This is a genomic window from Chloroflexota bacterium (genome assembly GCA_016875535.1).
Taxonomy (GTDB): domain Bacteria; phylum Chloroflexota; class Dehalococcoidia; order SHYB01; family SHYB01; genus VGPF01.
This window is the reverse complement of record VGPF01000065.1, coordinates 1-8866: the sequence shown is the minus strand read 5'-3', so window position 1 is coordinate 8866 and position 8866 is coordinate 1. Positions and strand designations below refer to the sequence as shown.

Annotated in this window: 13 protein-coding genes; 8 read left to right on the top strand and 5 right to left on the bottom strand. The window is 64.0% G+C overall.

Annotated elements, in window-relative coordinates:
- Window positions 1-138 precede the first annotated feature (138 nt).
- Entirely contained in the window at window positions 139-795 is a 657-nt protein-coding gene (locus FJ039_12170; GenBank protein ID MBM4406904.1) for a class I SAM-dependent methyltransferase, read from the bottom strand.
- On the opposite strand from FJ039_12170, the gene FJ039_12165 reads away from it, so the two are divergent.
- On the top strand, window positions 728-1333 hold the full coding sequence (locus FJ039_12165; GenBank protein MBM4406903.1) for a hypothetical protein: 606 nt from the start codon (window positions 728-730) through the stop codon (window positions 1331-1333). The two genes, FJ039_12170 and FJ039_12165, sit on opposite strands and share 68 nt — an antisense overlap.
- Here the strand turns inward: FJ039_12165 and FJ039_12160 are convergent.
- Window positions 1330-1824 carry a hypothetical protein gene (locus FJ039_12160; protein ID MBM4406902.1) on the bottom strand — a complete coding sequence of 165 codons (495 nt, stop codon included), beginning with the start codon at window positions 1822-1824 and terminating at the stop codon, window positions 1330-1332. The two genes, FJ039_12165 and FJ039_12160, sit on opposite strands and share 4 nt — an antisense overlap.
- Between FJ039_12160 and FJ039_12155 the strand changes: the two genes are divergently transcribed.
- The 5 genes from FJ039_12155 to FJ039_12135 are packed head-to-tail and all read left to right on the top strand — an operon-like array spanning window position 1825 to window position 5315.
- Window positions 1825-2337 carry a DUF2934 domain-containing protein gene (locus FJ039_12155; GenBank protein ID MBM4406901.1) on the top strand — a complete coding sequence of 171 codons (513 nt, stop codon included), beginning with the start codon at window positions 1825-1827 and terminating at the stop codon, window positions 2335-2337. It begins immediately after the preceding gene.
- 25 nt (window positions 2338-2362) lie between these two features.
- On the top strand, window positions 2363-3310 hold the full coding sequence (locus FJ039_12150; GenBank protein ID MBM4406900.1) for a sodium-dependent bicarbonate transport family permease: 948 nt from the start codon (window positions 2363-2365) through the stop codon (window positions 3308-3310).
- 12 nt (window positions 3311-3322) lie between these two features.
- The gene (locus FJ039_12145; protein ID MBM4406899.1) at window positions 3323-3625 is read left to right on the top strand and encodes a transcriptional regulator; all 303 of its coding nucleotides are present in this window, start codon (window positions 3323-3325) and stop codon (window positions 3623-3625) included.
- A gap of 50 nt (window positions 3626-3675) precedes the next feature.
- The gene (gene purE, locus FJ039_12140) at window positions 3676-4140 is read left to right on the top strand and encodes a 5-(carboxyamino)imidazole ribonucleotide mutase (GenBank protein ID MBM4406898.1); all 465 of its coding nucleotides are present in this window, start codon (window positions 3676-3678) and stop codon (window positions 4138-4140) included.
- Between the two features lie 44 nt (window positions 4141-4184).
- A complete protein-coding gene (locus tag FJ039_12135) occupies window positions 4185-5315 on the top strand; it encodes a 5-(carboxyamino)imidazole ribonucleotide synthase (protein ID MBM4406897.1) in 1131 nt (376 codons plus the stop codon).
- A 50-nt stretch (window positions 5316-5365) separates the two neighbouring features.
- On the opposite strand, the gene FJ039_12130 is transcribed toward FJ039_12135, so the two are convergent.
- Genes FJ039_12130 through FJ039_12120 form a run of 3 tightly spaced genes read right to left on the bottom strand, consistent with a single transcriptional unit; the run spans window position 5366 to window position 7839 of the window.
- On the bottom strand, window positions 5366-5605 hold the full coding sequence (locus FJ039_12130; GenBank protein ID MBM4406896.1) for a 2-oxoisovalerate dehydrogenase: 240 nt from the start codon (window positions 5603-5605) through the stop codon (window positions 5366-5368).
- A 42-nt stretch (window positions 5606-5647) separates the two neighbouring features.
- Complete coding sequence (locus tag FJ039_12125) at window positions 5648-6265, bottom strand: hypothetical protein (protein MBM4406895.1); 618 nt, start codon at window positions 6263-6265, stop codon at window positions 5648-5650.
- Entirely contained in the window at window positions 6262-7839 is a 1578-nt protein-coding gene (locus FJ039_12120) for a DHA2 family efflux MFS transporter permease subunit (GenBank protein MBM4406894.1), read from the bottom strand. Before FJ039_12120 ends, FJ039_12125 begins: the two co-directional genes overlap by 4 nt.
- 100 nt (window positions 7840-7939) lie before the next feature.
- Between FJ039_12120 and FJ039_12115 the strand changes: the two genes are divergently transcribed.
- Together FJ039_12115 and FJ039_12110 are read left to right on the top strand one after the other, a co-directional pair.
- On the top strand, window positions 7940-8620 hold the full coding sequence (locus tag FJ039_12115; GenBank protein MBM4406893.1) for a hypothetical protein: 681 nt from the start codon (window positions 7940-7942) through the stop codon (window positions 8618-8620).
- A gap of 65 nt (window positions 8621-8685) precedes the next feature.
- Window positions 8686-8866: transposase (locus FJ039_12110; protein MBM4406892.1), on the top strand; the 181-nt coding region annotated here is incomplete at its 3' end.

The window sequence follows — 8866 nt, the reverse complement described above, 5'->3', positions numbered from 1 at the left end:
CCGTATTAGGGAAGCCCACGCAGGTGTGGCCTTCCTTCAGGTCGGCTGCGATGGAGCCGGAGATGCGCCGCGCGCCGCTTTTGGGCGAGCATACGCACCAGGTCTGCCGCGATATCCTGGGCCTACCGCCGGAGGAGATTAAGCGCCTGGAAGAGGCCCAGGTGCTCTTCTAGCCGTAACGAAGAACGACTTCCACATCGGCCAGCTTCGCCCGACGCCATTCCATGCAAGGGGTTCAAATCCTGCACGGCGCAAGCAAATATCCAGAGAGCGTTTTGTGAAAAATCGGAGGTGTGGGCCATCGACAGAGAAGTGCCAGTCGAATCTTGCGGAAGTGATAATTAGGTTTTTGAGAAAGCCGTGATAAGGGACAGTTAGAATGAGCAGACCATTCGGCTTAGTGACACGAGACAACTCGTTGAAAGCGCCACTTACATCAACGATATGCTCGAGCACTTCGCTGCACCAAACTATATCAAAGCGGTTATCTGCAAATGGCAAGTGCTCAAGCGATGCTCTCACAATCGTAGCTGACGGGCAGCGTAGCTGCGCATTGGACACTGCTACAAGAGAGGCATCAGCACCATAGGCCTCATAGGACTGCTCTTCAAAGAACTTGACGAAATCCCCCAGGCCACACCCAGCGTCTAGCGCCTGCACTTTGCTCGATGGGGAGAGCGAGAGATATTTTGTGAGTGCGTAGCGTAGAAGTTTCTTTCGCTGCGGCGTGGATGTATCAACCCAGTGTAGCTGCTCCGCACTCCTCCAAAACTCACTGTGGTCGCTTGATTCCATGAAGAGTAGTATACCAGCGATGACCAAGCAACCTGCCGCGCCGCACAACGTCCACCCCTGCCGGGGCTTTGACCGGTGGGTGGCCATCGCGGTGATGAGCGATGTGATGTGGTCGTCCCTCTGCCGCGCGATGGGCATGCCTGGGCTGGCGGCGGACGAGCGCTTCGCCACCTTGCTGGCGCGCAAGCGGCATGAAGAGGCGCTCGACCGCATCATCGGCGAGTGGACAGAGCCGCAGACGGTGGAAGAGGTCGTCGCGAAGCTGAGGGAGGCCGGCGTTTCGACGGGCGTTGTGGCGCGCGGCGAAGACCTCCACAGCGATGCGCAGCTGCGGCACCGGGGCCACCTGCGGATCGTGGAGCATCCCGTATTAGGGAAGCCCACGCAGGTGTGGCCTTCCTTCAGGTCGGCTGCGATGGAGCCGGAGATGCGCCGCGCGCCGCTTTTGGGCGAGCATACGCACCGGGTCTGCCGCGATATCCTGGGCCTACCACCGGAGGAGATCAAGCGCCTGGAAGAGGCCCAGGTGCTCTTTTAGGAGACAGCTCGCCGGGGCTTCTTCACCGCATTGATGATTTGCCTGGCGTGGTCGTGAGCGTGGGCGGCGTATATCTTCAGCCAGTCTTCCACCGTATAGCGTCCGCTCTCCGTATGCGTCCCTTCGCGCGCCCATTGGTCCTCGGTCAGCCGGTCGAGAAGCTCGCCCGTGGCCTGCCGCGCCGCCTTGAAGGCCGCCAGGGAGGCCTTGATGGGGCGTGAGTAGTAGAGGCGTCGCGCGAATTCGTCCTGGTCATAGCCCACGATCGTCGGGCGGTGTTCCGCGATGAGGCGTCGCAGGCGGACGGCGCTCGTCATCTCGGCATCCGCCAGGTGGTGGACAACGTCGCGCGGCGACCATTCGCCTGGGGCGGGGCGGATGTCCAGCTTCGTAGGGCCCACGCGCTTCAGCGCCTTCACTACGTCGTCGTAGCCGCCCTTGTACCTGCTGATCAGCTTCGCGCGAGTCGCCTTATCCATCTCTGTCTCCATATGTGGGAGCTTAGAGCTTCACCCGATCGCCCTTCGTATGCTTCCGCGGGAAGAGCCCCGGGTGCAGTATCTCGGCCAGGATTTCCAGGCCGTCCGCAACCTGGACGGTCTCCGTTGAGCTGGGAGCGGGGAGCAGATGCGCATGGCGAAGCCATTCTATGGAGCGGCGCGGGAGCCGTCAAAAGCCTCGTTTCTGGTATCATGAAATGCCCCTCCGGTTACGACGGTCAGACGAGGTGCACGATGCCGACCGAGCAGCAAGTGAAAGAGCTCGCCTACTCCATCTGGGAGCAGGAAGGCCGCCCCCACGGCAAGCACCTGGAGCACTACTATCGCGCCCTGAGCACCCTACGCCGGAGCGAGCGCGAGCAAGAGGCAAAGGGCAGAGCCATGCCCTCCCTCGCCAATATCGGCATCCCTTCCACCCAGCTTTCGCTTCCTTCGCCTGAGCCCGCGCCCAAGGGCAGGCGGCACGGCGGACGGAAGGGTAAGAGGCCGGATGGCGTCCGCTAACTCAGCACCGTAACCGAGAAATCCATTGGAGAATCTCCTTAACCCGGTCATCCTCTTCTTCCTCGCCGGTATCCTCGCCGCTCTTCTCCGTTCCGACCTCCGCATCCCCGACCCTATTTATGAGGCGATGAGCATCTTTTTGCTCATCGCCATCGGCCTCAAGGGCGGCATCGCCCTTCGGGATGCCGATGCGGCGGAGGTGGCCTGGCCTATCATCAGCACTCTAGGCTTGGGCCTTGCCATCCCGGTTGTGGCCTACGTTGTGCTGAGGCGGCTGGGACGCTTCAATCGCGCCGATGCAGCAGCCCTCTCGGCCCATTACGGCTCGGTGAGCGCCGTCACTTTCGCCGTCACTCTCTCCTTCCTTGACCGCAAGGAGATCGCCTATGAAGGCTATGCGACGGTCCTGCTCTCGCTCATGGAGATTCCCGCCATCGCTGTCGCCATCGGCATCTTTCGCTTCGGCGAGCGCCAGGACGGCAAGATGAACTGGCCCAAGCTCCTCCACGAAGTCTTTCTGGGCAAGAGCATCTTTCTTCTGCTAACTGGCCTCTTCGTCGGTCTCATCGCGGGGGGAGAGCGGACAGGGGCCATCGGCAGGCTCTTCATTGACCAGTTCCAAGGCATCCTTGCCGTCTTCCTCTTGACCATGGGCATGCTGGCGGCGCGGCGGTTCGAAGATTTGAAGAAAGTCGGTCCATTTCTCCTGGCCTTCGGTATCCTGATGCCCTTGGCAGCCGGACTGGCGGGCGCTGGCGTTGGCGCGGCTGCGGGTCTCTCCTTAGGAGAGACAACGGTCCTGGCCGTGCTGACGGCAAGCGCCTCCTATATCGCGGCTCCGGCGGCGGTGCGCGTCGCTATCCCTCAGGCGAACCCCACGCTCTACCTTACTGCTGCTATCGGAATCACCTTCCCATTCAACGTTATCATCGGCATCCCAATCTATCATGCCATGGCCGGGCTCTTCGTGTAGGCTAAGGAGACTATGGAGACCACACGGCGGAAGCTGGTGACAATTATCACGGAGGCGGTCCTGGAGAGGCAGATCGCCCAGGATGTGAAACGGCTCGGCGCAAAGGGGTACACCATCACCCAGGCCAGGGGGGAAGGCTCCAAAGGCCTGCGCCGGGCGGACTTCGACCTTGGCAGCAACATCCGGATCGAGGTTGTCTGCACCCAGGCTGTGGCTGAGGCGATTGTCACCCATCTCATGAAGGTCTACTATCAATCGTATGCGATGATCGTCTACCTTGCGGATGTGGAAGTCCTGCGACCGGAGAAATTCTAGTGCCCAAGGCATCTTCAAAACAGTCCCAACAGCCACTCGTCGGCATCATCATGGGCAGCAAGTCCGATTGGGAGACGATGCAGCACGCCGCCGCCATGCTCGATCAGCTCAAGGTGCCCCATGAGATCAACGTCGTCTCCGCCCATCGCACGCCCGATTGGCTCTTCGACTACGCCTCCTCTGCCGAGCGGCGGGGTCTCCAGGTCATCATCGCGGGCGCGGGCGGCGCGGCACACCTGCCGGGGATGACTTCGTCCAAGACCGTGCTCCCGGTGCTGGGCGTCCCGATCCACACCCAGTCCCTCAACGGCATGGACTCCCTCCTCTCCATCGTGCAGATGCCCGGCGGCGTCCCCGTGGGCACCCTGGCCATCGGCAAGGCGGGCGCCACCAACGCGGCGCTGCTGGCGGCGGCCATCCTGGGCGTGAAGTACCCTGAGATGCGCAAGAGGCTCCACGCCTTCCGCAAAGACCAGACGGAAACCGTCCTCAAGAACCGCAATCCGAAGGGGTAACGGCTGTGCTCCAGCGTCCCAAGCCCGAACCCACCCCAGCGCAGATGCCCATCCTCCCAGGCAGCACCATCGGCATCCTGGGCGGCGGCCAGCTCGGCCGGATGATGACCATCGCCGCCAAGCGCATGGGCTATCGCGTCGTCGTGCTGGAGCCGGGGCCGGACTCCCCGGCGGGCCAGGTGGCGGACGACCAGCTGGTTGCCGAATACACCGATCTCGAAGCGGCGCGTGAGTTGGCCGTCCGCTCCCGCGTGGTCACCGTGGAGTTCGAGAACGTCCCCTTCGAGACGCTGGCCGCTATCGAGCCGCGAGTCATCGTGCGGCCCAGCAGCCGCGTCATCAAGGTGGCCCAGCACCGCATCCTGGAGAAGCGCTTCCTGGCCGAATCTGCCGCGCCGACGGCCAAGTTCAAGGGCCTCGGCAGCTTGGGCGACCTGAAGCGCGCCGTGAAAGACATCGGCTTCCCGGCTGTGCTCAAAACGGCGCGCGGCGGCTATGACGGCAAGGGCCAGGTGATCCTGAACTCCCAAGAAGAGGCGGAGACGGCCTGGAACCGCCTCAAGGTCAGCGAGGCGATCCTGGAGGAGTTCATCGAGCTTGAGAAGGAGATCTCCGTCATCGTGGCGCGAACGCCCGGCGGACAGACGGCCTGCTACCCGCCATCGGAGAACACCCACGCCCACCATATCCTGGACACGGCGGTGATGCCGGCGCGCATCAGCGACTCCCAGGCCCAGCAGGCCCAGCGGCTGGCGCTGGACATCGCGGCGGCGCTGGACGTGGTCGGCCTGCTGACGGTGGAGATGTTCGTGGCCAACGACGGGCGCATCCTGGTCAACGAGCTTGCGCCGCGCCCCCACAACTCGGGCCACCAGACCTTCGATGGCGCGGTGACCTCCCAGTTCGAGCAGGCGGTCCGCGCCGTCTGCAACCTGCCCCTAGGCTCGCCGGCGCTCTACCAGCCCACGGCCATCGCCAACCTCCTCGGCGACTTGTGGATGAAGGGCGAGCCACCGTGGGCCAAGGTCTTCGCCATGCCGGATGTGAAGCTGCACCTCTACGGCAAGATGGAGCCGCGCCCCGGCCGCAAGATGGGCCACCTGACCGCCTCAGGCCGCACGCCCACCGAGGCGCTGCAGAAGGTCACCGAGGCGCGCGCCGCAATCACCCGGTAGGGTGAAAACTACCGGGTGAAAGTTGCCTCTCGATTAGCTGCGCCTGATCACTAGATAGGCTGCAGAATCGCCTTCGGTCGTGAGGCATCGTCCTCGTCAAAGTGGCACTGGACGGCGTCACGGACCATCGCCTTCAGCTCATCAAAGCTCTCCGCCTGGGTGAAGATGTCATGCCCCAGGGCCCGCGCTTCAAAGCCGCCTTCGGGCGATTCAACGACGGCAAAGATGATTTCCGGGGAGCGCGGCGGCGACTTTGCCGCTCGGGGCTTGGAGCGCTTCTTGGTTACCATGTCCCAATTATGGCACAGGGAGCAGCGGACTGCAGGCCGCTTCTACCCCGTCCGCCGTCTCCTCGCCTGGGCCATCAGCGCCTCCAGCATCTGCCTGTCAAAGCCGCGGCTCGTGGCCTCCAGCGCGTCCGCCTTGGCGGCGGCATCGTTGCCCAGCTGGGCGTTCGCCATGGCGCGGATGGCGTAGGCGGAGGCCCGTCCCGGGCTCAGCTTCAGCGTTGCCGTGGCGTCCAGCAGGGCCTTCTCCGGCTCGCTGATGTCATAGTAGGCGGCGGCGCGGTTATTCAGCGCGTCCGCATGGTCGGGCTTCAGCCGCAGGGCGCGGGTGAAGTCCTCTATGGCCAGGGAGGCCTGGCGCATCTGGATGGAGGCCATCCCCCGATGGTAGTAGTACTGGGCGTTGCCCGGCTCCAGGCGTATCGCCTCGTCAAAGTCCTTGGTCGCGTGGTGCGGCTCCGCCATCTGGCCGTAGGCGACGCCCCTGCGGTTGTAGGCGGCGGCATCGCTCGGGTTCGCCGCGATCTGCCGATCCAGTTCGGCGATCTGCGCGCGCACCCGGGCCACGTCGTCCTTCGGGTACTCGGGATGCTCCGGGTGCTCATGCTCGTGGACGTGGGGCTTCTGCCCGCCGTCCCCGTGCTGGTGGCCGTGGGTCGTCATTTCCGCTGCGCCGCGGGCGCGGAGGCCTGGGGCGCGTGCCCCGGCGCGGCGCCCGGCATCGGCAGGTGCTGCGCCGGCAGGAACTTCAGCACGATAATTGCCCCCAGCAGGGCGACGCCTGAGGCGATGAAGGTCGCCAGGCCCCACGCGTCCGTGAAGGCGTGCCGCGCGGCCTGGCGCACCGCCTCCGCCTGCTCCGGCGGCAGGCTTGCGGCCACCGCATAGGCCGCGCCGATGGAGTCCCGGGCGGCGTCTGCCGCGCCGGATGGCAGGTTCGCCACCGCATCCGCCATCTTGTGGGAGTAGAAGGAGTACATCGCCGAGCCGATCACCGCGATGCCCAGCGCCCCTGCCACCTGCCGCGTCACGTCGTTCATCGCCGAGCCCACGCCTGCCTTGGCGGGCGGCACCGCCCCCATGATGGCCTCCGTGGACGGGGCCATCACGTTGCCCAGCCCATGCGTGGTGGCGATCATCACGATCAGGATGATCCAGTAAGGCGTATCCGGCGTGTAGCCGATGATGACCGAGGTGACCCCCGCCACGATGAGCAGCCCCAGGGCGATGACCTTCTTGCTGCCGAACCGCCGCACCATCCGGTGGCTGTTCGTGGAGGCGAACATGATGCCCAAGGCGATGGGGGCCGTCCGCAGGCCCGCCGAAAGGGGCGACCAGCCGTGGACGAACTGGAAGTACTGCGTCATGCCGAAGATCATCCCCATCAGCGAAAAGAAGCCGATGCTGATGGCCGCCGCGCCGATGGAGAAACGCGGATTCTTGAAGAAGCTGAACTCCAGCATCGGGTATTTGGTGGTCCGCTCGCGGATGGCGAAGGCGATGCCGAGGGCGAGGGCGCCGAAGAAGCCTGCCAGGACGCGGACGTCCGTCCAGCCGCGGGATGGCGCCTCGATGATGGCGTAGACGAGGGTGGAGACGGCGGCCATGGAAAGGATGGCGCCGGGGATATCCAGGGGCGGCCGCGTCGGGTCCCGGCTATCGGGCACCAGGAAGGCGCCCGCCGCGAGGGCGATGCCCACGACGGGCATGTTGATGAGGAAGACGGACCCCCACCAGAAGTGGTTCAGAAGAAGGCCGCCGAAGAGGGGCCCCATGCCGATGCCCAGCCCTGAAACCCCGGCCCAGATAGCGATGGCCTTGCCGCGCTCCTCCCTGGGGAAGACGTTGGTGATGATGGAGAGGGTGGAGGGCATGATGAGCGCCCCGCCGATGCCCATGATGGAGCGCGCCGCGATGAACTGCCCCACACTGTCCGCATACGTGCCGAGCAGGCTCGCGCCGCCGAAGATGATGAGGCCTATGCGCAGCGTCTTGGCGCGGCCGAACTTATCGCCCAGGGCGCCCATGGTGAGCAGCAGCCCGGCGAAGACGAGGATATAGGAGTCAATCATCCACTGGAGGTCGGAGGCGTCCGCCTTCAGGTCCCGCTGGAGCGTGGGGATCGTCACATTCAGGATGGAGTTGTCCATGCCGATGATGACGAGGGAGAGAGAGAGGACCAGGAGCATCCACCAGCGGAGGCGCACCGCGCGTTCTTGGGCCGTTTCAGGGGCCATACGTTCCTCTGTTTCCAGCCCGGCAGGCGGGCCGCACGATATGGTACAGCAGTGGGATGCCGGAATGCACGGGCAGGGTGCAGTTGGTTGAGCAGGGCCGATGGGCTTGCATCGTGCGCTATACTTGGCGCTTTCCAATCAGCGGCTTGGGGGCGGTTTTTTCATGACCGGTCATCTCTACGCCCTGCGCGGGGCCTTCCTGCAGCAGGCTCGCTCGATCAAAGGCATAAGCGACTGGCTTTTCAGCCTTGCAAGCTCTGTTGGAACCGTCGCTGTCTTGGCCTGGATCGCCGGGAAGAGCAACAGCGAAGTCGTCCTTGCCTATATTGCCTTGGGCTCGTTCATGTACGCCATCTGGCAGAGAGGCGTCTTCGATGTCGGCTGGTCGCTTGCGGATGAGATGCGGGCAGGCACCTTTGAGTACAGCGTGCTCTCCAGGTCCGAATCTTCGCTGATTATGCTCGGCAAGGCCTTGGCCCACATGACGCGGGGCTTTATGAGCGGCGCGGTGGCGTTCTTTCTCGTTCTGTTGATCACCCACCACCTGCTTTCCGTCGCCGATCTCCTTATGCTGCTCATTTCGGTCACGATTGCCATCTTCGCGCTTATCGCCGGGTCGTTCCTCTTTGCACCGCTGATGGTTCTGGCGAGCGGGCGAGGGGGATTCTTCAACATCTTCATCGCATTCGGCGGCGCATTTAGCGGTTTTTACTATCCCGTCGCCAGACTCCCTGCCCCCGTTGGAGGTCATCGGCCATCTGTTGCCGACATCATGGGCTGACCTGCCCCCCAAAAACTAGACCAGGCGCAAAGTGGGAAAATGCCTGGACGGAAAGGGAGGCAGCGATGCCAAGGAAACGGTTTGCGGCAGAGGAGATCATCAACAAGCTCCGGGAAGCGGAGGTGCGCCTGGCCAGGGGAGAGACCGTGGCCCAGGTGTGCAAGGTCCTTGGGGTAACCGACCAGACCTTCTATCGGTGGCGACGGGAGTACGGCGGCCTGCGCATCGATCAAGCGAAGCGGCTCA

Excerpts from the sequence above, each read along its gene's own strand:
- FJ039_12170 (MBM4406904.1), bottom strand. The coding sequence starts at position 795 with ATGGAATCAAGCGACCACAGTGAGTTTTGGAGGAGTGCGGAGCAGCTA.
- FJ039_12160 (MBM4406902.1), bottom strand. The coding sequence starts at position 1,824 with ATGGAGACAGAGATGGATAAGGCGACTCGCGCGAAGCTGATCAGCAGG.
- FJ039_12155 (MBM4406901.1), top strand. The coding sequence starts at position 1,825 with ATGTGGGAGCTTAGAGCTTCACCCGATCGCCCTTCGTATGCTTCCGCG.
- FJ039_12145 (MBM4406899.1), top strand. The coding sequence starts at position 3,323 with ATGGAGACCACACGGCGGAAGCTGGTGACAATTATCACGGAGGCGGTC.
- purE (MBM4406898.1), top strand. The coding sequence starts at position 3,676 with ATGGGCAGCAAGTCCGATTGGGAGACGATGCAGCACGCCGCCGCCATG.
- FJ039_12135 (MBM4406897.1), top strand. The coding sequence starts at position 4,185 with ATGCCCATCCTCCCAGGCAGCACCATCGGCATCCTGGGCGGCGGCCAG.
- FJ039_12130 (MBM4406896.1), bottom strand. The coding sequence starts at position 5,605 with ATGGTAACCAAGAAGCGCTCCAAGCCCCGAGCGGCAAAGTCGCCGCCG.
- FJ039_12125 (MBM4406895.1), bottom strand. The coding sequence starts at position 6,265 with ATGACGACCCACGGCCACCAGCACGGGGACGGCGGGCAGAAGCCCCAC.
- FJ039_12120 (MBM4406894.1), bottom strand. The coding sequence starts at position 7,839 with ATGGCCCCTGAAACGGCCCAAGAACGCGCGGTGCGCCTCCGCTGGTGG.
- FJ039_12115 (MBM4406893.1), top strand. The coding sequence starts at position 7,940 with ATGGGCTTGCATCGTGCGCTATACTTGGCGCTTTCCAATCAGCGGCTT.